General features: G+C 68.4%; 24 protein-coding genes and 1 tRNA gene. 12 read left to right on the top strand and 13 right to left on the bottom strand.

Annotated features, from left to right (window positions below; translation table 11 throughout):
* Together E0L93_RS14980 and E0L93_RS14975 are read right to left on the bottom strand one after the other, a co-directional pair.
* Window positions 1–610: xanthine dehydrogenase family protein molybdopterin-binding subunit (locus E0L93_RS14980; RefSeq protein WP_424511432.1), on the bottom strand; the 610-nt coding region annotated here is incomplete at its 3' end.
* 14 nt (window positions 611–624) lie between these two features.
* Window positions 625–1,107 (bottom strand): (2Fe-2S)-binding protein, encoded by a 483-nt coding sequence (locus tag E0L93_RS14975; RefSeq protein ID WP_132692880.1) that lies wholly within the window; start codon window positions 1,105–1,107, stop codon window positions 625–627.
* Window positions 1,108–1,423: 316 nt separating this feature from the next.
* On the opposite strand from E0L93_RS14975, the gene E0L93_RS14970 reads away from it, so the two are divergent.
* From E0L93_RS14970 to E0L93_RS14945, 6 genes are all read left to right on the top strand, one after another.
* Window positions 1,424–1,819 carry a Fur family transcriptional regulator gene (locus E0L93_RS14970; RefSeq protein ID WP_165874408.1) on the top strand — a complete coding sequence of 132 codons (396 nt, stop codon included), beginning with the start codon at window positions 1,424–1,426 and terminating at the stop codon, window positions 1,817–1,819.
* 17 nt (window positions 1,820–1,836) lie between these two features.
* Entirely contained in the window at window positions 1,837–2,166 is a 330-nt protein-coding gene (locus E0L93_RS14965; protein ID WP_132692878.1) for a hypothetical protein, read from the top strand.
* A 67-nt stretch (window positions 2,167–2,233) separates the two neighbouring features.
* The gene (locus E0L93_RS14960; protein WP_132692877.1) at window positions 2,234–2,755 is read left to right on the top strand and encodes a carboxypeptidase-like regulatory domain-containing protein; all 522 of its coding nucleotides are present in this window, start codon (window positions 2,234–2,236) and stop codon (window positions 2,753–2,755) included.
* Entirely contained in the window at window positions 2,755–3,420 is a 666-nt protein-coding gene (cbiM, locus tag E0L93_RS14955; protein ID WP_132692876.1) for a cobalt transporter CbiM, read from the top strand. The genes E0L93_RS14960 and cbiM overlap by 1 nt, the downstream gene beginning before the upstream one ends.
* On the top strand, window positions 3,417–4,178 hold the full coding sequence (cbiQ, locus tag E0L93_RS14950) for a cobalt ECF transporter T component CbiQ (protein WP_132692875.1): 762 nt from the start codon (window positions 3,417–3,419) through the stop codon (window positions 4,176–4,178). Before cbiM ends, cbiQ begins: the two co-directional genes overlap by 4 nt.
* Window positions 4,175–4,933, top strand: a complete 759-nt coding sequence (locus E0L93_RS14945; RefSeq protein ID WP_132692874.1) for an energy-coupling factor ABC transporter ATP-binding protein — start codon at window positions 4,175–4,177, stop codon at window positions 4,931–4,933. The genes cbiQ and E0L93_RS14945 overlap by 4 nt, the downstream gene beginning before the upstream one ends.
* On the opposite strand, the gene E0L93_RS14940 is transcribed toward E0L93_RS14945, so the two are convergent.
* The gene (locus E0L93_RS14940; protein WP_132692873.1) at window positions 4,912–5,409 is read right to left on the bottom strand and encodes an NUDIX hydrolase; all 498 of its coding nucleotides are present in this window, start codon (window positions 5,407–5,409) and stop codon (window positions 4,912–4,914) included. The genes E0L93_RS14945 and E0L93_RS14940 overlap by 22 nt on opposite strands.
* A 147-nt stretch (window positions 5,410–5,556) precedes the next feature.
* On the opposite strand from E0L93_RS14940, the gene nadA reads away from it, so the two are divergent.
* The 4 genes from nadA (at window position 5,557) to E0L93_RS14920 (ending at window position 8,802) form a co-directional block, all read left to right on the top strand.
* The gene (gene nadA / locus E0L93_RS14935; RefSeq protein ID WP_132692872.1) at window positions 5,557–6,501 is read left to right on the top strand and encodes a quinolinate synthase NadA; all 945 of its coding nucleotides are present in this window, start codon (window positions 5,557–5,559) and stop codon (window positions 6,499–6,501) included.
* Window positions 6,498–7,328, top strand: coding sequence for a carboxylating nicotinate-nucleotide diphosphorylase (gene nadC / locus E0L93_RS14930; protein WP_132692871.1), 831 nt, complete (start codon window positions 6,498–6,500; stop codon window positions 7,326–7,328). The genes nadA and nadC overlap by 4 nt, the downstream gene beginning before the upstream one ends.
* A 98-nt stretch (window positions 7,329–7,426) precedes the next feature.
* Entirely contained in the window at window positions 7,427–7,654 is a 228-nt protein-coding gene (locus E0L93_RS14925; protein ID WP_132692870.1) for a hypothetical protein, read from the top strand.
* Between the two features lie 5 nt (window positions 7,655–7,659).
* Complete coding sequence (locus E0L93_RS14920) at window positions 7,660–8,802, top strand: cysteine desulfurase family protein (protein WP_132692869.1); 1,143 nt, start codon at window positions 7,660–7,662, stop codon at window positions 8,800–8,802.
* Here E0L93_RS14920 and E0L93_RS14915 read toward each other — a convergent pair.
* Together E0L93_RS14915 and E0L93_RS14910 are read right to left on the bottom strand one after the other, a co-directional pair.
* A complete protein-coding gene (locus E0L93_RS14915; RefSeq protein ID WP_132692868.1) occupies window positions 8,783–10,036 on the bottom strand; it encodes an adenosylhomocysteinase in 1,254 nt (417 codons plus the stop codon). The genes E0L93_RS14920 and E0L93_RS14915 overlap by 20 nt on opposite strands.
* A gap of 3 nt (window positions 10,037–10,039) precedes the next feature.
* Window positions 10,040–10,912: a glycerophosphodiester phosphodiesterase family protein gene (locus E0L93_RS14910; protein WP_132692867.1), complete on the bottom strand. Its 873-nt coding sequence runs from the start codon at window positions 10,910–10,912 to the stop codon at window positions 10,040–10,042.
* 66 nt (window positions 10,913–10,978) lie between these two features.
* Here E0L93_RS14910 and E0L93_RS14905 point away from each other — a divergent pair, with 66 nt between their 5' ends.
* Entirely contained in the window at window positions 10,979–11,716 is a 738-nt protein-coding gene (locus tag E0L93_RS14905; protein ID WP_132692866.1) for an SGNH/GDSL hydrolase family protein, read from the top strand.
* Window positions 11,717–11,756: 40 nt separating this feature from the next.
* Window positions 11,757–11,843 (top strand) — tRNA-Leu (locus E0L93_RS14900).
* Between the two features lie 101 nt (window positions 11,844–11,944).
* Here E0L93_RS14900 and secG read toward each other — a convergent pair.
* The 8 genes from secG to uvrC form a co-directional block, all read right to left on the bottom strand.
* Entirely contained in the window at window positions 11,945–12,169 is a 225-nt protein-coding gene (gene secG, locus E0L93_RS14895) for a preprotein translocase subunit SecG (protein ID WP_132692865.1), read from the bottom strand.
* A 37-nt stretch (window positions 12,170–12,206) separates the two neighbouring features.
* The gene (tpiA, locus tag E0L93_RS14890; RefSeq protein WP_132692864.1) at window positions 12,207–12,968 is read right to left on the bottom strand and encodes a triose-phosphate isomerase; all 762 of its coding nucleotides are present in this window, start codon (window positions 12,966–12,968) and stop codon (window positions 12,207–12,209) included.
* On the bottom strand, window positions 12,969–14,150 hold the full coding sequence (locus tag E0L93_RS14885) for a phosphoglycerate kinase (RefSeq protein ID WP_132692863.1): 1,182 nt from the start codon (window positions 14,148–14,150) through the stop codon (window positions 12,969–12,971).
* A gap of 118 nt (window positions 14,151–14,268) precedes the next feature.
* Complete coding sequence (gap, locus tag E0L93_RS14880) at window positions 14,269–15,273, bottom strand: type I glyceraldehyde-3-phosphate dehydrogenase (protein WP_132692862.1); 1,005 nt, start codon at window positions 15,271–15,273, stop codon at window positions 14,269–14,271.
* Window positions 15,274–15,344: 71 nt separating this feature from the next.
* Window positions 15,345–16,181 (bottom strand): DNA-binding protein WhiA, encoded by an 837-nt coding sequence (whiA, locus tag E0L93_RS14875; protein WP_132692861.1) that lies wholly within the window; start codon window positions 16,179–16,181, stop codon window positions 15,345–15,347.
* A 1-nt stretch (window position 16,182) separates the two neighbouring features.
* A complete protein-coding gene (locus E0L93_RS14870; protein WP_132692860.1) occupies window positions 16,183–17,145 on the bottom strand; it encodes a gluconeogenesis factor YvcK family protein in 963 nt (320 codons plus the stop codon).
* 18 nt (window positions 17,146–17,163) lie between these two features.
* Window positions 17,164–18,081: an RNase adapter RapZ gene (gene rapZ, locus E0L93_RS14865; protein WP_132692859.1), complete on the bottom strand. Its 918-nt coding sequence runs from the start codon at window positions 18,079–18,081 to the stop codon at window positions 17,164–17,166.
* Between the two features lie 52 nt (window positions 18,082–18,133).
* Window positions 18,134–19,954, bottom strand: a complete 1,821-nt coding sequence (gene uvrC, locus E0L93_RS14860; protein ID WP_132692858.1) for an excinuclease ABC subunit UvrC — start codon at window positions 19,952–19,954, stop codon at window positions 18,134–18,136.
* Window positions 19,955–19,956 lie beyond the last annotated feature (2 nt).

Below are 19,956 nucleotides of genomic sequence, written 5' to 3'. Positions count from 1 at the left end.
GGGGCTCGATGGCGTTCGGGATCAGACGCTGCTGGATGTACCTCTCTTTGACCACCACATCCGCCCGCTCGAACGCCTCCTCCACATCTCCGACCTCAAGCGGCCAGGTGTAGCACTCGTTGGTGCCGAGCTCCTCATGCACCAGCGGCGAGCCCTCCTTAAGCGCCGCCTCCACGTCCACCACCGCATCCAGCGGCTCGTAGTCCACCTGAATGGCCTCCAGCGCGTCGCGCGCCCGGTAGCGGTCGGTCGCCAGCACCACCGCGACCGCATCCCCCACGTAGCGTACCTTGTCCCGGGCCAGCGGCCAGTGATCCGGGATCCTGAGGTCTTCTGTGACCTGCCAGCCACACGGCAGGGGAGCGGCCCACTCATCGGCCAGATCCCGGCCAGTGAAGGCCGCCACCACGCCGGGCATCTCCCTGGCGGGCGAGACGTCCAGGTTGGTGATCCTGGCGTGCGCGAACGGGCTGCGCAAGACCGCCATGTGCACCGTCCCCGGCAGCCGGATGTTGTCCGTCCAGGTGGCCCGCCCCGTAACCAGAGCCGGATCTTCCTTGCGGGGTACGCCGCCGCCGACGTACCTCTCAGGAGCCTGCGTCACTTGCACACACCTCCTCTCCCCTAAGACGCCGCCGCACGCTCGCCGCTGCGCTCCGCAGCCATCCGTACGGCCTTGACGATGTTCTCATAACCCGTACAGCGGCAGAGATTACCCTCAAGCCCCTCCCGGATCTCCTCCTCGCTCGGATCGGGATTCTCCTTGAGCAGGCTTACGGAAGCCATGATCATACCCGGCGTGCAGTAGCCACACTGCAGACCATGCGCCTCGTGGAAGGCCCGCTGTACCGGATGCCACTCCCCGTCCCGGGCCAGCCCCTGAACGGTGGTTATCTCATGGTTATCAGCCTGAACCGCAAGAATCGTGCAAGACTTTACCGACTCGCCATCCATCAACACCGTACACGCCCCGCAATTGGAGGTGTCGCACCCGACGTGCACCCCGCCAATGCCCAAAACCTCCCGCAGATAGTGCACCAGAAGCAGCCTCGGCTCAACCTCGTGCTCGTAACGCACCCCGTCTACCGTCACCCCTATCCTTCGCACCCTGCCTCCTTTCCAAGAATGACTTGCATTAGCAATAATCTATGCGTCAGCGGAGGATGCCGCGGACGGCTCGCTACCGATACGTTACTCAGACATCTCCCTTTCTCCCGCATCACCTGACCTGCTGAATGGTATCACAGTCTGCAGGAAGCGTATAAGTCAAGCCCGGCTGCGCACCAGCTCCCCGGCTAACCCGGCGAGCTGTTCCAACGGGCTCTCCACCGGTCCGGCAGAGAACCCGCCTAAGGCATTTTGCGCTACCAGCTCGTTTCTGCTATTTTTTTGCAGGAACATGGAAGTATCACATACACAGGTATTGCGTGAAAGGGGAGTACGGATCACGCCCCAGCGGGCTTTGATCTGGCAGGCGCTGTCTGAGTCCGGCCGGCACTTCACGGCCGAGGAGTTGTGGGAGCGGGTGCGAGGTGCGCTGCCGGGGCTGGAGCTGTCCACCGTCTACCGTTCGCTGGAGGCGTTGCGGGAGGCGGGGCTGGTGGTGGAGAGCCGGCTACCGGAGGGGCCTATGGTGTATGAGGCGCGTTCCGCACAGCATCCTCATCTGGTGTGCGGGGTGTGCGGCAGGATCTTTCATCCTGAAGATCCCCGACTGTGTTCCCGGTTGCTGGAGCTTCTGGGCGAGACTCCGGAGGGATTCGAGATCCGGGAGCTTCACGTGGTGGCTAAAGGAATCTGCAGAGACTGCAGAGCTTAGAGAGAAGGAGGCGTTCGGTGAGTAAGCTTCTGTTACCCGCCCTGTTGGCGGTGATATCTCTGACGCTCTTCGCGCCGGCCGCCCTGGCTCATGAGGGTCACCCCCACGGCGGCGCGGACTGTCACGGCGAGGGAGAAGACTTCCACTGTCACCTCGAAGACGGCACCGTCCTGACCGGCGACGAGGCCCGTGCCTTTGCCGCGGAGATGGGGCACGGAGATCACGAGGACGCCCATGACCACGAGGCTGAAGAGCTTCCGGACTCCGGCGGGCCGGCGATTCTGCCGATGGTAGCCGTTCTGATGATGCTAGGCGTTCTCATCGGTCTCGCCTGGCGGCGGAGTTAGCGACCAGAACAGGGTAATAGCCGGGGAGGAGTATACCTCCCCGGTCGTATCCGGGAGGTGATGTGCGGTGTCGCGCGGCAGCAAAGGGGAGAGATCCGGCCCGGCGGCGCTCCTTCTGGCGTTCCTTTTGGCGTGTGCCGCGGCGGCTCTAGCGGCTCAGCCCGCGGCCGCCCACGCCATGGAGGCCGAGCAGGGATGGGGCGAGGCGGTGGAGATCACGGCCACCTACGACACCGGCGACCCGGTAGACGGGGGACAAGTACTGGTCTACGCTCCCGGCGGCGACTCCGAGCCCTGGGCCACCGGCACGACCGATGACCGGGGCCGCTACGTCTTCATGCCGGACGCCTCGAAGCCCGGCGAGTGGGAGATACAGGTCCGGCAGGCCGGTCACGCCGCGAATGTGAGCGTGGAGGTCGGCGGCTCTCGAGAAGAGCCGGGGGAGGAGCGGGAGGCCGGAGACGAGATCCGGCCCGAGGACACCGATGAGGCCCGGGGCAGCGACACCCTGCAGCGCGTCCTGATGGGAGCCGCCGTGGTATGGGGTTTCATCGGGACCGCACTCTTCTTCGCGGGCCGGAGGCGCTGATGCACCTGCCGGACGGCATCCTGCCCGTGAGCGTGCTGGCCGCCGGTTATGCAGCCACCGGAGCTGTGACATGGTACTCGATGCGCCGGATAGGGCGGGAAGAAGATCCCCGGGAAGGCATCCCCAAAGCCTCCCTGCTCACGGCGGCCTTCTTCGTGGCGTCCCTGATCCACATCCCCGTACCTCCGACGAGCGTGCACCTGATCCTGAACGGCCTGCTCGGCGTGGTGCTGGGTTGGTACGCGTTCCCGGCCGTCCTGGTCGGTCTCTTCTTCCAGGCCGTCATGTTTCAGCACGGCGGCCTGACGACCCTGGGCGTAAACGCCGCGGTCATCGGCGGGCCTGCACTGCTGGCCTACGGGATATTCCGCCTCCGCCGGCTGCGGCCCGCCAGCCGGACCCTGACCGGGGTACTCGGATTCCTGGGCGGTGCGGCAGGAGTGGGTATTACGGTACTGCTGCTATTCGCCCTGCTCATCACCACCATCCCCGCCGAGCTGGATGCCGCCGCAGAGCGCACGGCCATCTATGCGCTCGTCCTGGCCCACGTACCGCTCATGCTCATAGAGGGCGTGTTCACCGCCATGGTGGTGCTCTTCCTGCTGCGGGTGCGGCCGGAGCTGCTGGGCGAGAAACGCCGGCCCCCGGAGGTCGCGGTGAGATGAAGACGTCTCTGGACGGGTACTCCCATCTGGACTCCCCACTGCACCGCTGGGAGCCCAGACTCAAGCTCATCGGGCTGCTGGCTCTGATCTCCGCCTTCGCCTTCGTGCGGGAGCTATACCTGCTGCCTGCCATGCTGGCTGCCGCCCTCGCCCTGCTCCTGCTCTCCAGGTTACCCGTCCGCTTCGTCCTGCGGCGGCTGCGCTATCCCGGCATCTTCATCCTGGCTCTGGCTGTGATCCTGCCGCTCTTCTCCGGAGAGACGGTGCTTCTGAGCGCCGGACCGCTGGCCCTGCACCAAGAGGGTCTGCTAGAGTTTCTGGTCATAGCGGCACGCTTCGCCGCCATTCTGGCGGTCGGGATAGTGCTCTTCGGCACGGCTCCCCTCCTGACGAACATCAGGGCACTGAGATCCCTGGGCCTGCCCTCCCTCCTCACAGACATGATGCTCTTCACCTACCGGTATCTGCACGAGCTGGCGACCGACCTGCGGGCGATGCAGACGGCTATGCGGCTGCGCGGATTCCGGGCGGTGAAGCCCGACGCCAGAAGCCTCGGTGGCCTCGCCAGCCTCTCGGGCAGCCTGCTGGTGCGCAGCTACGAGCGCTCCGAGCACGTTTACAGGGCCATGACGCTGCGTGGATACGGAAGAGAACCCCGGGCCCCGGAGGACCGGCAGATCACGCCGCGCGACACGGCCGCCCTCCTCTGCACGCTCACGGCAGCCGCCGCGTTCGTCGCCGCGGAGGTAGCCCTGTGAACGAACTCCTCGCCCTGTCGGTCTCCGGCCTGAACTTCTCCTACCCGGACCGCCCCGGCGTGCTGCGCGGAGTAGAGCTACGGGTGAGTCCCGGCGAAAGGGTGGGCGTGATCGGCCCGAACGGAGCCGGAAAGACGACGCTGTTTCACTTGCTCTGCGGCGTGCTGCGGCCGGCGTCCGGGCAGGTAGAGCTGTTCGGTAAGCCCGTAATCCCCGGGGAGTTCCGGCCCGAGATCGGGCTCGTCTTCCAGAACCCCGACGACCAGCTCTTCTGCCCCTCCGTCCGGGATGACGTGGCCTTCGGCCCGCAGAACATGGGCCTGCCGCAGAAGGAGGTCCGCGCGCGGGTGACCGCAGCTCTGGAAACGACCGGCACTCTGGAACTGGCCGACCGCCCCCCGCACCACCTCTCCGGCGGCGAGAAGCGGATGGTCGCGATCGCAGGCGTCCTGGCGATGCGGCCGCGCCTGATCGCCTACGACGAGCCCTCGGCCAGCCTGGATATCCGCTCCCGGCGGCGGCTCATCCGGTTTCTACAGGGGTCCGGGGAAACGTTCCTGCTCTCCTCCCACGACCTGGAACTGGTGCTGGAGGTCTGCGACCGGGTGCTCCTTATGGATGAAGGGCGAATAGTCGCCGAAGGAGCGCCGCGCGAGCTCCTGGGCGACACCGGCCTCATGGAGACACACGGCCTCGAAAAGCCCCACTCCCTCACCCCCCACACAGCCCCGCATCACGAACCGCGCCGCACGTAGTCCCTCAAGGCGTCGCGGGTGCTCGGAAACGCCAGCTTATCCCACGGGATCTCCTCCGGCGCGAAGCTCCGTACCTCCAGCACCTCGTCCAAGGGCGCAGGCTCCCCACCCCTCACCTCCGCAGTGTACACGGCGAGCGCCACCGCAGTGTCCACGTAGGAGTAGAGCCCCTGCAGCCCCACCACCTCGACCTCTACCCCGGTCTCCTCCAGAATCTCGCGCCGGACCGCCTCCTCCACAACCTCCCGGCGATCCACATACCCGCCCGGGAAGGTCCACCGCCCGTAGCCGGGCTCGATGGCGCGCCGGATCATGACGATCCCGCCCCCCAGCTCGAAGATGGCCCCCGCCGCCAGCTTCGGCCCCAGATAGAACACAAACCCGCACTCCGAACATACCGGCCGCTCCGGCTCCCCCGCCTTGACCTCCCGTAACTCCAGCCGCCCACCACACCGGGGACAGAACTCAAACTCCATGACCCCAAGTCTACACCCCCAGCCTGAAAACTACTTGCAATCTCCTCGTAAGCGTGTGATACTCTATGTAGTATATTGTTACAAACGACTTACTTTGTAACAAAAGCGAGTGGCAAGCTATCCGGATAGAGTTACAAGGAGGTAGGGTTGGAGGCGATCGGGGTGCGGCGGGATCTCTTTGAGGAGATCTCGGTGCGCAAGGAGGAGCTGAATGCGGTCATTCTGGCCCACTACTATCAGGAGCCGGAGATCCAGGACGTGGCGGACTTTATCGGGGATTCTCTGGCGCTGGCGCAGAGGGCGCAGCGGACGGCTGCGGACGTGATCGTGTTCTGCGGCGTGCATTTCATGGCGGAGACGGCCAAGATCCTAAACCCGGACAAGAAGGTTATTCTGCCCGATCTGGAGGCCGGGTGCTCGCTATCGGAGAGCTGCCCGCCGGACGCCTTCGCGGAGTTCGTGGAGCGGCATCCGGGGCATGCGGTGGTCTCCTACATCAACACTTCGGCGGCGGTGAAGGCGCTCTCGGACGTGATCTGCACGTCCTCCAACGCGGAGAAGATAATCGCGAGCATTCCGGAGGGGCGGCCGATCATCTTCGGCCCGGACCGACATCTGGGGCGGTACGTGGCGCAGAAGACGGGGCGGGATATGGTCCTGTGGCCGGGGACGTGCATGGTGCATGTTGTCTTCTCGGAGCGCAAGATCCGGCAGCTCAAGGTGAGGCATCCCGAGGCCGAGGTCCTGGCCCATCCGGAGTGTGAAGAAAGGGTGCTCCGGCTCGCGGACCACATCGGGAGCACCTCCAGCCTGCTCGCGCGGGTCGGGGAGAGCCCGGCCCGCAAGTTCATCGTGGCGACGGAGCCCGGCATCATCCACCAGATGCGCAAGCTCGCCCCGGAGAAGACCTTCATCCCGGCACCCGGCGAGGGGCCGGCCTGCACGGCGTGCAGCGAGTGCCCGCATATGCGCCTCAACACCCTGGAGAAGCTGCACCGGTGCATGGTCGAGCTGGAACCTGAGATAACGTTGGATGAGGAACTCCGGCTGCGGGCCCTCCGTCCCATCGAACGCATGCTGGAGCTGAGTTGAAGGAACCGGTGCGCCGGGCGCTGGCGGAGGACCTCGGGCGCGGAGACCTCACCTCGGCGCTAACCGTCCCGCCGGAGGCGCGGGCCACGGGGCGCTTCGTGGCGCGGGAGCGGCTGGTGGTGGCCGGGCTGGAGGTGGCGCGGGCGGTCTTCGAGGAGACCGGAGGAAGCACACGCTTCGCGCCGCTGGTACGGGACGGCGAAAAACTGGAGAGCGGCGGCGCGCTCGCCGAGGTACACGGAGCGGCGCGCGCCATCCTCGCCGGCGAGCGCGTCGCCCTGAACTTCCTCATGCGCCTCTCCGGGATAGCGACGCTCACACGCCGGTACGTCGCGGCGGTAGCGGGAACGGGGGCGAGGATAACCGACACCCGCAAGACCGCGCCGGGGCTGCGGGCGCTGGAGAAGGCGGCCGTGCGCGCCGGGGGCGGGATAAGTCACCGCTCCGGCCTGGACGACGGCATCCTGATCAAGGACAACCACCTCGCGCTCGCCGGGGGCGTGGCAGAAGCCGTGCGCCGGGCCAAGAAGGGTGCGCCGCACCTGCTCAAGGTGGAGGTCGAGGTGGAGAACCGGGAGATGCTGCGGGAGGCGCTGGAGGCCGGAGCGGACGCCGTGCTGCTAGACAACATGAGTCCGGAGGAAGTAAGGGAGGCGGTAGAGCTGGCCCGCTCCCTACGGCCGGACGTGCTGGTGGAAGTCTCCGGCGGCGTGAACCTGGAGACCGTGCGCCGCTACGCCGAGGCCGGGCCGGACCTGATCTCCGTCGGGGCGCTCACGCACTCCGCTCCGGCGGCGGACATCTCGCTGGACCTGGAGCCGCGGTGAAGGCGGAGGTAGTAATAGTCGGTGGCGGGGTGGCCGGGTGCTCGAAGCAGCGCTCCGCGACCCAAGCGGCAGGGGCCGGCACTACAGAGAGGAGATCCATGACCGAGGACGTATTCGAGTCGGCGGCCCGTAGCTACGAACGGGCCGCCGAGGAGCTGGAGAGAGCCGTAGCGCACCTGCGGGTGACGGCGCAGCACTTCCGGGACCGCGACGTGCCGCGCGGCTGCGCCCACGCCTTCGCCGCCCAGGGGCACGTGACCGGCGCGCAAAACCTCCTGGACGAACTGGCCCGGCTCCACGCCTCCCGCGCCCGGCCCGAGATCTAAGGCCGATGGAGCAGCCGGTCTACCTGGACAACAACGCCACCACCCCCCTCGACGAGCGCGTGCTGGAGGCGATGCTGCCCTACCTGCGGGAGAGGTTCGGTAACCCCTCCTCCGCCACGCACGCCTTCGGCTGGGAGGCCGAGGCCGCGGTGGAGCTGGCCCGGGAGGAGCTGGCCGCAGCCATCGGGGCCGAGCCGCAGGAGATCGTGTTCACCGGCGGGGCGACCGAGTCGGACAACCTGGCGCTGCAGGGCGCGCTGCGCCCCGGAGATCACCTGATAGTCTCCGCCACCGAGCATCACGCCGTGCTGGACACCGCCCTGTATCTCGCGGAAACGGGCGTCAAGGTGACCGTGCTGCCGGTGGACCGGTTCGGGCGGGTGGTCCCGGAGACGCTCCGGGAGGCCATAACCCCGCGGACCGCGCTCGTCTCCATCATGCTCGCCAACAACGAGACCGGGACGCTCAACCCGGTGCGGGAGCTGGCCGGGATAGCGCACGAATACGGTATCCCCTTCCACACCGATGCGGCCCAGGCGCTCGGCAAGATCCCTCTGGACGTGGAGGAGCTCGGCGTGGACCTGATGAGCCTCTCTGCCCACAAGTGCTACGGCCCGAAAGGAGTGGGCGCACTCTACGTCCGCCGGCGCCCGCGCCGCGTAAGGCTGCGCCCCATCCAGCACGGCGGCGGTCACGAACGCGGCCTGCGCAGCGGGACGCTCAACGTCCCCGGCATCGTGGGATTCGGCCGGGCGGCAGATCTGGCAGCGGAGGCGCTGCCCGGAGAGGCGCGGCGGCTGCGGGCGCTGAGAGACGAACTCTGGCGCCGGCTGAAGGCGCGCATCCCCGGGCTGAGGCTCAACGGGCACCCGGAGCTGCGGCTGCCGAACACGCTCAACGTGGCTCTCCCAGGCGGACGGGCGGAAGACCTGCTCCCCGGTATGCCCGGCGTGGCCGCCGCTCCCGGCTCGGCTTGCACCTCGGCAAGCACCAAGCCCTCACACGTGCTGCGCGCAATGGGGCTGAGCGAAGAGCTGGCCCGCTCCTCCGTCCGCCTCAGCGTGGGCCGCTTCAACACCCCAGAGGAGATAGCACGGGCGGCGGAGGAGATCTCCTCCGCCGCCCGGCTCAGTACCGCCAGGAGTTGAGGTAGTCTATCTGCTCCTGAGTCAGCTCCTCCGGCTCGACGCCCAGGCTGGCGAGCTTGGCGCGGGCAACGGTCTCGTCTATCTCGGGCGGTATGGGCTGCAGACCGGGCTCCAGCTCCCCGGCGCGCGTGGCTATGTAGTGAGCGCAGAGCGCTTGCACGGCGAAGGTCAGGTCCATGATCTCCACCGGGTGCCCGTCGGCCGCCGCGATGTTCACCAGCCGGCCGCGCGCAAGCACGTGCAGCTTGCGGCCGTCCTCCAGCTCGTACTCGGTCACGTTGCGGCGGACCTCCCGGATCTTTCGCGCCATCTCGCCCAAAGCCGCCACGTCCACCTCGTGGTCGTAGTGGCCGGCGTTGGCCAGGATCGCGCCGCTCTTCATCCGCTCGAAGTGCCGGCGGGTGAGTACCTTCAGGTTGCCGGTGCCGGTCAGGAAGACGTCGCCCTCGGAGGCGGCTTCGAGCGAGTTCATCGCCTCGTAGCCCTCGGCGTGAGCTTCGAGCAGCTTGACCGGGTCGGGCTCGCAGACGATCACGCGCGCTCCCATCCCGGCGGCATACTTGGCGAGCCCCCGGCCGACCCAGCCGAAGCCCATCACCACGACCGCCTTGCCGCTGAGGAAGAGGTTGGTGTTGGACATCACGCTGGCGATGGTCGAGTGCCCGGTGCCGTAGCGGTTGTCGAAGAGGTGCTTCATGCGGGCGTCGTTGGCTCCGAGCACCGGGAAGGACAGCACGCCCTCTCGCGTCATGGCCCGCAGCTTTAGGATGCCGGTCGTGGTCTCCTCGGAGGCGCCGCGCACGCCGCCGAGCAGGTCCGGGTGGTGTCGCACCAGGCGGGTGACCAGCTCGGCCCCGTCGTCCACCAGTATCTCGGGCCCCGTCTCCAGCGTCAGGTGCAGGTAGCGCTCGAACTCCTCCTCGGAGGGATCGTGAGTGGCGTAGACCCGCACGCCCCGCTCGGCCAGCGCCGCGCACACGTCGTCCTGCGTGGAGAGCGGGTTGCTCCCGGAGACCGTAACCTCTGCCCCGGCCCGCCGGAAGAGCAAGGCCAGATAGGCGGTCTTCGCCTCCAGGTGAATCGTCATGGCTATTCTGCGGCCCCGCAGCGCGCCGTCGGAGAGCCTCTCCGCGAAGATCCTGTTCAGAACCGGGGCGTGCTGCTCGACCCAGTCTATCTTCCGGTGTCCCTCGGGGGCGAGGGAGGGGTCTTTGACGATGGAGTCTCCTATCACGGGTCACCTCTCCTTCAGAATCTCCGCCAGCAGATCCGGACGGTCGGTCATGATGCCGTCCACGCCCATATCCAGCATCCGGCGCATGAGCCGCGGATCGTTCACCGTCCACACATCCACCCGCAGCCCGAGCGCGTGAGCGGCCGCCACGAACCGGGGCGTGACGATCCTGACACCCCGGTACCTCACGGGCACCTGCAGCGCCCGGTAGGCGGGCTTGAGCCGCCCCGTCCTCCCGAGCCGGAGGGCGATCAGAAAGTCCCGGACCTCGCGCCCGGAGGCAGCGGTCGGCACCTCCCCGCCCGAGACCTCCCGGAAGCGCCGGATGACATCGTGGTTCGCGGCGGCGACTATGGTGCGATCCCCGGCACGGTGGCTGCGGATCACATCCCACACCATGGTCTCCCACCCCTCGGGAGCGGCCTTGATCTCCACGTTTACCGGTACGCCCGGAAACTCACGGTAGACCTCTTCCAGCGTGGGGATCTTTATTCCCCGTCCCCGGAACGGGTAGGTCTCGCCGTCCGGCGTGAACCTGTACCCGGCGTCGAGCTGCCGGATCTCGCGCAGCGTCATCTCCCGCACCGCGCCCGCCCCGTCCGTGGTGCGGTTCACCGTGGCGTCGTGGATCACGACCACCCGCCCGTCGCGCGAGAGGTGCAGGTCCATCTCCAGGCGGTCGGCCCCGGCCTTAAGCCCGCGCCGGAAGGCCTCCAGCGTGTTCTCGGGCGCGAGCGCGGCCCCGCCCCGGTGCGCGAAGTTGACCGGTCTCGCGGTCGGCCGGGCGACCACCGGTCCGCTCCGGCGCAGCACACCGGAGACGGCGAGCCCGGCGGCGAAGAACACGGCCGCGAGAAAAACCAGCCTCCTTCTCACGGGAAGAACTTAGCACATTCAGGCCCGTTTAGGCACCGGCCGGCTCTGGTAGACTGGCAGGCAACGATGCGTCTTATGCTGACGGTGATACTCCTCGCGCTGCTCTCCACCGCCTGCGGCGGGGAGCTGCCCGTGCGGGAACCGCCGTCCGAAGAGCCCCCGCCGCTGACCTATCTCTCCCTGGGGGATTCGCTCGCCGTGGGCGTCGGGGCGAGCGACCCGGACGAGCTCGGCTACACCCCGCTCTACCGCGATCGGCTGGCCGAAGCGACCGGCCGCGAGGTGGAGCTCGTCAACCTCGGTGTGAGCGGCGAGACGAGCTCCTCCATGATCGGGGAGAGCGGCGACTCGCAGCTCGATCAAGCCGTGCGTGTGCTGCGGGAGAGCCCAGAGGCGGTGGTGACCCTCTCCATCGGCGGCAACGACCTCCTTCGCGTCCGCAATGCCCCGGACGCCGCGCGCCGGGAGGCTCTGGACCGCTTCGGGTGGAACCTGAACTATATCCTGCGCACCCTCAGGAGGGCTTCGGAAAGCCCGCCGGAGATAGTGGTGCTCACCCTCTATAACCCCGCGCCGGGCACCATCACCGACCCCTGGACCGGGCGGATGAACGAGACAATCCGGGCCGTGGCCGGCCGGCATGGAGCCTCGGTGGCCCGCGCCGACCGGGCCTTCGAGGGCCGCGAGCGGCAGTATACGCACTTCGGCGAGCGGCCGGACATCCACCCCACGGATGCAGGCTACCGGGCCCTCGCCGACGAACTGCTCAAGAGCACCGACGTGGAGCAATACTCCGGTCTTTGACCCCGGCCGGGTTGCGTCGTATACTCATGGAGCCCACCGGGTCGGAGTGGCGGAATTTGGTAGACGCGCTAGGTTGAGGGCCTAGTCCTCGCTTCAGAGGGTGGGGGTTCGAGTCCCCCCTCCGACACTAAAAACGCCCCGTTGGTGCGGCGGGAAGAGAAGTGTATAATTAAGCGCAGGAGTCGCCTGTTCTCCCCATCCTCCCCGGGCGGCTCCTTTTCCTATGCACTAGGCCAGGAAGATGAGCCCGAAGGTCGTAAGCAGGAAGACCCCGACCACGATCACGGTCAGGCGGGTAAGGTTCTTCTCCATGATGGTCGTGCCGGAGAACGTGTTCCCCATCCCGCCGCCCATGGTGGCCGAGAGCCCCCCGCCTTTGCCGGAGTGCAGGAGTATGAGCCCTACCAGGGCTATGCAGGCCAGCGTGTGTATGAGTGCCAGTACGTAGATCATACCGGTTAATCTACCACAGAAACCCGCGGCATTCCGTTCAGCGGGCGGCCTCGACCAGCGCAACGAAGGAATCCACCTCCAGACTGGCTCCGCCGACCAGCCCGCCGTCCACGTCCGGCTGTGCCATTATGTCCTCGATGTTATCGGGTTTGATCGAGCCGCCGTAGAGGATGCGGACGGCGTCCGCGGCCTCCCGCCCCTTGATCCCGGCGATCAGCTCCCGGATCCGCCCTATCGCGTCCTGCGCGTCCTCCGGCGAGGCAACGTCTCCGGTGCCGATGGCCCAGATCGGCTCGTAGGCGAAGACGAGCTCGCCACCCGAGATGTCCCCGAGCCGCTCCAGAACCTCCCGCACCTGGCCGGAGACTTTATCCCACATCTCTCCGGCGTCGCGCTCCTCCTTGGTCTCGCCCACGCACACGACCGGGAGCAGGCCGGAGTCTATCGCTCTGGCGGTCTTGCGGGCCACGAGCCCGTCCGTCTCGCAGAAGAGCTCCCGCCGCTCGGAGTGCCCCACGATGACCGCCTCCGCTCCCACGTCCTTGAGCATCGGTGCGGAGACCTCGCCGGTATAGGCCCCCGAGTCCTCCGGGTAGAAGTTCTGCGCCCCGGCGATCACACGCGAGGTCTCCGCCATGCGGGCGACCTCCTTGAGGCAGGTGAACGGGGCGAAGACCCCCACATCCACCTCTTCTGCGGAGTCCTCCACCCGCGGCAGGAGCCTGGCCATATACTCCTCGGCCTCGCGCACGAGCTTGTTCATCTTCCAGTTCGCAGCCATCATCGGGCGTCGCGCCATCTAGCCCTCCTCCCTGTCCGGCAGCACCGCTACTCCGGGCAGCTCCCTGCCCTCCACGAACTCCAGCGAGGCTCCGCCGCCGGTGGAGATGTGGCTCATCTGGTCCTCCAGGCCGAGCCTGCGCACCGCCGCCACGGAATCTCCGCCGCCCACGACGCTCGTCGCGCCGCTGGCCGCAACGGCCCGGGCTACCCCCTCGGTGCCCTTCGCGAAGGCCTCCATCTCGAAGACGCCCATCGGTCCGTTCCAGAACACGGTCCTTGCCCGGGAGATGCGCTCCCGGAACCTCTCCACCGTCTCCGGCCCGATGTCCAGGCCGATCCAGCCGGCCGGGATCTCCCCCACCTTCACCACCCGGTGCGCCGCGTCGGGCTCGAACCTCTCGGCGACCACCACGTCCACCGGCAGCACGAGTCTCCCTCCGGCCTCCTCCAGCAGGCTCTTGGCCTCCTCCAGGTAGTCGTCCTCGACCAGCGAGCCCCCGACCTCATGTCCCTGCGCCTTGAAGAACGTGAAGCACATCGCACCCCCGATCAGGAGCTCGTCCGCCACATCGAGCAGGCTCTTGATGACCCCCAGCTTGTCCGAGACCTTGGCACCGCCGAGGATCGCCACGAACGGCCGCTCGGGGCTCTCCAGGACACCGCTCAGGTAGTCCAGCTCCTCCTGCATCAGGAGCCCAGCGGCAGCGGGCAGCAGCTCCGCGACGCCGACCGTGGTGGCGTGCGCCCGGTGCGCAGCCCCGAAAGCGTCGTTCACGTAAGCTTCGGCGAGCGCGGCCAGCTGCCGGGCGAACTCCGGATCGTTCTTCGTCTCGCCGGGGTAGAAGCGCGAGTTCTCCAGCAGCACGACGCCCTCGCCGTCCCACTCCTTGAGCGCGGCCTCCACCTCAGGCCCGACGGCGGCGTCCAGCTTCAAGACCGGCCGCTGCAGCAGCTCCCCCAGCCGCTCGGCGACCGGATCCATCCGGTACTCAGGGTCCGGCTCCCCCTTCGGGCGACCGAGGTGCGAGATGAGGATCGGCCGCGCCCCTTCGGAGAGGAGGTACTGGATGGTCGGCAGGGCGCGCGCTATACGCGTGTCGTCGGTAACCCGGCCGTCCTCTACCGGGACATTGAAGTCTACCCGGACCAGGACGCGCTTGCCGCGCACGTCCAGCTCCCTGACGCTCCTCTTGCTCATCTGCCTCCCTTCGTCGGCGCCATCAGCGGGGCCGGAGCGCCCCACGCGCCGCAGCCGGGCCACGATTGCGAAGCCCGGCTGCGGCGCAACGGTCTCCGGCTGCTCGCTGAAAGCTCTCCTAGAGCCTCTCGCCCATGTACTGCACCAGATCCACGGTGCGGTTGGAATACCCCCACTCGTTGTCGTACCAGCCGAACACCTTCACCGTCCGCCCGCTCGCCATGGTGAGCGCGGAGTCGAAGATGCAGCTCGCCGCATTGCCCACGATGTCCTGCGAGACCAGCGGCGCCTCGGAGTACTCCAGAACGCCCTCCAGCTCGCCCCCGGCGGCCCGCTCGAAGGCGGCGTTGACCTCGTCCACTCCCGCCTCGCGCGAGAGGTTGGCGACGAAGTCCGTTATCGAGCCGTCCGCGACGGGAACGCGCATCGCCATGCCGTCAACCCTGCCCGCGAGCTCGGGGTAGATCACGCCCGCCGTCCGGGCGGCTCCCGTGGAGGTCGGGACGATGTTGTTCGGGGCCGAGCGGGCGCGCCGCGGGTCCTTATGCGCCGCGTCCAGGAGGCTCTGGTCGTTGGTGTAGGCGTGCACCGTGGTCATGAAGCCGCTCTCGATCCCGAAGTTGTCCTGCAGGACCTTGACCATCGGGATGATGCAGTTGGTGGTGCAGCTGGCGTTGGAGACGACGTGGTGCTCCTGCGGATCGTAGGACTCGTGGTTGACCTTGTAGACGAACGTGGCGTCGACCCCCTTGGCCGGAGCGGAGATTACGACCTTCTTCGCGCCGCCCTCCAGGTGCTTGGCGGCCCCGTCCCGGTTGGTGAAGACGCCCGTCGACTCCACGACTATGTCGACCCCGAGGTCACCCCACGGGATCCGGGCCGGGTCCCGCTCGGAGAAGGTCTTGATCTCCCGCTCCCCGACGCGCAGGATGTTGTCCTCGAAGCTCACCTCCTCCGGCCAGATGCCGTGCGTGGAGTCGCGCTTGAACAGGAGCGCCAGGCTCTCCATCGGCATCAGGTCGTTGATCCCGACGATCTCCAGGTCCAGGTTGCGCTCCAGCGCGGCCTTGACCGTGAGCATCCCTATACGACCGAAGCCGTTTATCCCTACTCTGGTTGCCACTCGGTATTCACGCTCCTCTCTTCGCTTACCACCTGGGCTTCGAAACTCTATTTTCCCTCAATCGCGGGCCGTTAACCAGAGGAACGCGCCGGGTTTCCGGCCCGCTCCAGCAGCCTCCGCAGCCGGTGGTTGGCCGCGCTCTTGCTCAGACCGCCGAGCCGGGCCAGCTCGGAGAGCGAAGCGTCCGGGTACCGCAGCCTGAGCTCCAGCATCTCGCGTAGCGCCCCCGGCAGCTCCACAGGGTCCAGACGCCCCAACGCCTCCAGCTGCCGGGCCGCAGCCCGGGCGGTGCGACCGGCGTTGGCCACTTCGAAGTTGGTGACCCGGTTGGCGTTGGCCTTGGCCTCCCCCACCACCGCCCGCGCCTCGTATTCCAGCACCGCCTCATACAGCCCCATCTGGGACAGCACGGAGGTCACGCCGTCGGCGCTCTTGGTGTAGGCGACCCAGCGCCCCCGGCGGCGGGTGACCCTGAGCGGCGCCCGGGCGTACCCGGCGACCCGCTCGATGAACTCCCGGTCCCGGTGCACGAACTCCAGATGGTGGCTCCGGCCCGGTCGCACCACGGAGCCCGCGCCCTGGAAAGCCCCCCGCAGGTAGGCGTTTTTGCACCCCGGAGCCCGGGCAGCGCGGGCGAAGCGCAGCTCCTCGGCCGCCTGCACCGCCCGGTTGCCCGAGACCTCCACGGCGTAGCGCGGCCGCCCGAAACGGTCCGGGATCACCGGGTCCAGCCCGGACTCCAGCCCGAACTCCGAGCGCCACAGCCGCACCACCGCGCGGGCGACGGCCGCGCTCAGGGTGTGCACCACCAGAACCTGACCGCTCCACTCCCCGGCGGCGTCCACGAGGCCGGCCAGCTCGGACCTGCCGCACTCCTTCTCCGGCCGGGCGGCGAGCTGGCGCTTGATCTCAGCGGCGAACGAGGGCGACTCTCAGCACCTCCTCCGCGAGCCGGTCCGGGTCGTGCCGCACGCTGCCGCTCTCCAGAGCCTCGCGGGAGGCGAGCTCGGCCTCGTGCACGCGCACGCCCAGAACCCGCACCTCGTCCGGATCCACCACCACCGGGTACGCCCCTTCGGCGGCGTACCGTTCCAGCGCAGCCTCCGGCAGCTCCCCGGCGTGCACCAGCACGTCCGTCACCGCGACGCCGGCATGCTCCCGGATGGCGCGCAGGTGGTCTGAGACGGCGAACCCGGTCGTCTCCCCCGGCTGCGTCATGATGTTGGCGGCGTAGACCACCGGCCCGGGAAACTCCCCGATGGCCTCCCGCACACCCCCTCCCAGCAGCGCCGGGATGGTGCTGGTGAAGAGGCTGCCCGGGCTCAGCACGACCACGTCCGCCCGCCGGATGGCCTCTACGACGGGCTCCGGCGCGGGAGCCTCCTCCGGTATGACGCGGACTCCCCGGATCGGCTTGTTGTGTTTGCGGACGGCCGACTCGCCGCGGGCCACGGTGCCATCCGCGAACCGCACCTCCAGCGTGAGGCTCTCAGTCGCTGCCGGGTACACCCGTCCCCGGGCGCGCAGGAAGCGGGCGGCCTGCTCCACACCTCCGGCGAAGCCCCCGGTCATGTCCGCCAGCGCCGCGATGATGATGTTCCCCACGGTGTGGTTGCTGAGATCTCCGGCGGAGAACCGGTAGTTGAATACCTCGGCCAGCTGCCTCCGGCTCGCCAACGCGACCAGGCAGTTGCGCACATCTCCGGGCGGGGCGACGCCGAGTTCCTGGCGCAGCCGGCCGCTGGAGCCCCCGTCGTCCGCGACGGTGACCACGGCGACCAGATCCTCCGTCCGGTCCCGCAGTCCGCCGAGCAGCACCGGGAGCCCGGTCCCGCCCCCAAAGGCGACCACCCGCAAACCTTCACCGCTCATGCGGAGAGGATATACCCGCTAGCCCCCGCGGTCCACGTCCCGGTGCCGGACGTGAACGCTGAAGCCCTCCCCGAGCCCGCTCAGACGCGCCCGCAGCTCCTCGGCGATGGCGACCGAGCGGTGGCGGCCGCCGGTGCAGCCTATCCCCACGGTGAAGTAGGTCTTCCCCTCGGCCGCGTACCGCGGCAACAGGAACTCCAGCAGCTCCCGGGTGCGCCGCAGGAACTCCGGAGCTCCCTCTGCCCCCAGCACCGCAGCCCGTACGGGCTCGTCGTGGCCGGTTAGCGGCCGCAGGGCCGGGTCGTAGTGCGGGTTGGGCAGGAAGCGCACGTCCAGCAGCATGTCCGCGTCCAGTGGCGCGCCGTGCTTGAAGCCGAAGGAGACGAGGCTGACGGTCAGCCGCCCCGGCAGGTCCTCCGCCAGCCGCTTGAAGCGGGCCCGGATCTGGTGCATGGACTGCCCGGAGGTATTCACCACCAGGTCGGCGAACGCCCGCAGCTCCGCCAGCGCCTCCCGCTCGGTGCGGATGCCCTCCAGCACGTCCCCGTCCCGGGCCGCCGGGTGCGGGCGGCGGCTCTCCTTGTACCGCTGCACGAGCGTGGCGTCGTCGGCCTCGACGAAGATGATCCTGCACTCCCAGCCCTCCCCGCGCTCCAGCGAGCGCAGACTCTCCTCGACCTCCCGGCCGAAGTACCGGCGGCCGCGCATGTCCACGACCACGACCACCCGCTCCATACCGCTCAAGCCCGTGCGGGACATCTCGGCGACCGCGGGGACCATCTTCGGCGGCAGGTTGTCTATGCAGTAGTAACCGGCGTCCTCGAACGCCCTGAGGGCGGCGGACTTGCCGGCTCCGGAGAGCCCGGTGATGATGACGAACCGCCGGACGGCCGGCGCGGAGACGGAGCTTTCCTCGTCCTGCTGGCTGCGGGCCATTTGGCGCGAAAATATCACTGCTTCCGGCGGTTTGCAACACACCGGTTACTTTTCAACGGTGCAGGCGGGCGTGGATCTCGCGTGCCACCCGTCCCGGCAGGCCCGGCACCCGTTCCAGCTCTTCCAGCGAGGCGTTCAGGAACGCCTCCGGGGTGCCGAAGTGCTCCAGGATCTTCTTCCTGCGCGCAGGTCCCACCCCCGGCAGCTCGTCCAGCACCGAGGCGGTCATCGCCGATCCGCGCAGCTTGCGGTGGTAGCCGAGCGCGAAGCGGTGCGCCTCGTCCCGGATGCGCTGCAGAAGGTGCAGCTCCGGGGAATCCCGGTCCAGAATGACGGGCTCCGGGCGGCCCGGCTGGAAGACCTCTTCTTCCCGCTTGGCGAGCGCCCGGATCGGGATCTCCGGCAGGCCCTCGAACTCCTTGAGCGCCGCCACCGCGGCCGAGAGCTGGCCCTTTCCGCCGTCCACCACGATAAGATCCGGCGCGGCGGCGAACTTGGGGTCGTTCGCCTGGAGCCGTTCGAGGCGGCGCCGGATAACCTCCGCCATGCTCGCGAAGTCGTCGGAGCCTTCGACGGTCTTGATCTTGAACCGCCGGTACTCATTCTTGGCGGGCCGTCCGCCCTGGAAGACGACCATCGAGGCCACGGAGTTGGTGCCCATCGTGTTGGAGATGTCGTAGCACTCGATGCGCACCGGGAGGCGCGGCAGGGCGAGCTGCTCGCGCAGCGCGTCGAGCGTGGAGGCCACCCGGTTGCGGCGGGCCTCCTGGATCGCCCGCTCGTGCTCCAGCCCCAGTTCCGCGTTGCGCTCGGCCAGCTCCAGGATGCGCCGCCGGTCGCCCCGCCGCGGCGTCCGCACCCTGACCCGGTTGCCGCGCAGCCCGGAGAGGTGCTCCTCCAGAGCCTCCGGCTCCTTTGAAACCCGGACCAGGATCTCCCCGGGGACCGCTGCTGTGCCGTAGTACTGCGGGATGAACGAGAGCGCCACCTCCTCGGCGCCCGCCTCCCCATAGTTATCCAGCAGGAACGAGTCACGCCCGACCACCTGACCGCCGCGCACGGCGAAGATCTGGACGCACGCCAGCTCCCCCTCGGCGTGAACGCCCACGGCGTCGAACGAGTCCTCGGACGCTATGGTCGCCCGCTGCCGCTCGCGCACGTGCCGGAGCGCGGCCAGCTCGTCCCGCAGCCTGGCCGCCAGCTCGAAATCCAGGCTCTTCGCAGCCTCCTCCATCCGCCGCTCGCGCTCCCGGATCAGATGGTCCACCCGGCCCTCCAGGAAGGCGATGACGTCGGAGATGATCCTGCCGTACTTCTCCCTGCCGACCGCGCCGATGCACGGCGCGGCCGAGCGTCCGATATGGTAGTTCAGGCACGGGATCCCGCTCCGGCGTCCCGGCTGCGGCCCGCGGCACTTGCGGAACGGGAAGGTCTTGTTCAGCACGTCCAGCGTGGCGTGCACCGCCCCGGCGCTCGGGAACGGCCCGAAGTACCGGTGGCGCGGGTCGTGCGGCCCGCGGGTGGCGTACACGCGCGGGTACTCGTCGCCCAAGGTGACTACGATGTACGGGTAGCTCTTGTCGTCCCGGAGCGAGGCGTTGAAGCGCGGCCGGTGGCGCTTGATGAGGTTGGACTCCAACACCAGAGCCTCGGTCTCGCTCCCGGTCGCGATGAAGTCTATCTCGCTCACACGCTCGCGCAGCTCCCCTATCTTCGGCCGCCCGTCGCCGGAGCGGGTGAAGTAGCTCGCCACCCGGCTGCGGAGGTTCCGCGCCTTGCCAACGTAAAGCACGTTCCCTCCGGAGTCCCTGAAGATGTAGACGCCGGGAGAGCGCGGCAGATGCGAGCGGTCGGGGAATCCGTTCTCCGTCATCT

The organism is Rubrobacter taiwanensis, assembly GCF_004337705.1.
Taxonomy (GTDB): Bacteria; Actinomycetota; Rubrobacteria; order Rubrobacterales; family Rubrobacteraceae; genus Rubrobacter_C; species Rubrobacter_C taiwanensis.
Note: the sequence above shows the minus strand (reverse complement) of the source record. Positions and strands in the feature narration are given on the sequence as shown.

Coding starts and splice junctions, on each gene's coding strand:
- rapZ (WP_132692859.1), bottom strand. CDS start 18,081: ATGGCCCGCAGCCAGCAGGACGAGGAAAGCTCCGTCTCCGCGCCGGCC.
- E0L93_RS14885 (WP_132692863.1), bottom strand. CDS start 14,150: ATGAGCAAGAGGAGCGTCAGGGAGCTGGACGTGCGCGGCAAGCGCGTC.
- cbiQ (WP_132692875.1), top strand. CDS start 3,417: ATGAAGACGTCTCTGGACGGGTACTCCCATCTGGACTCCCCACTGCAC.
- E0L93_RS14920 (WP_132692869.1), top strand. CDS start 7,660: ATGGAGCAGCCGGTCTACCTGGACAACAACGCCACCACCCCCCTCGAC.
- cbiM (WP_132692876.1), top strand. CDS start 2,755: ATGCACCTGCCGGACGGCATCCTGCCCGTGAGCGTGCTGGCCGCCGGT.
- uvrC (WP_132692858.1), bottom strand. CDS start 19,954: ATGACGGAGAACGGATTCCCCGACCGCTCGCATCTGCCGCGCTCTCCC.
- E0L93_RS14925 (WP_132692870.1), top strand. CDS start 7,427: ATGACCGAGGACGTATTCGAGTCGGCGGCCCGTAGCTACGAACGGGCC.
- E0L93_RS14940 (WP_132692873.1), bottom strand. CDS start 5,409: ATGGAGTTTGAGTTCTGTCCCCGGTGTGGTGGGCGGCTGGAGTTACGG.
- E0L93_RS14905 (WP_132692866.1), top strand. CDS start 10,979: ATGCGTCTTATGCTGACGGTGATACTCCTCGCGCTGCTCTCCACCGCC.
- E0L93_RS14870 (WP_132692860.1), bottom strand. CDS start 17,145: ATGAGCGGTGAAGGTTTGCGGGTGGTCGCCTTTGGGGGCGGGACCGGG.
- secG (WP_132692865.1), bottom strand. CDS start 12,169: ATGATCTACGTACTGGCACTCATACACACGCTGGCCTGCATAGCCCTG.
- tpiA (WP_132692864.1), bottom strand. CDS start 12,968: ATGGCGCGACGCCCGATGATGGCTGCGAACTGGAAGATGAACAAGCTC.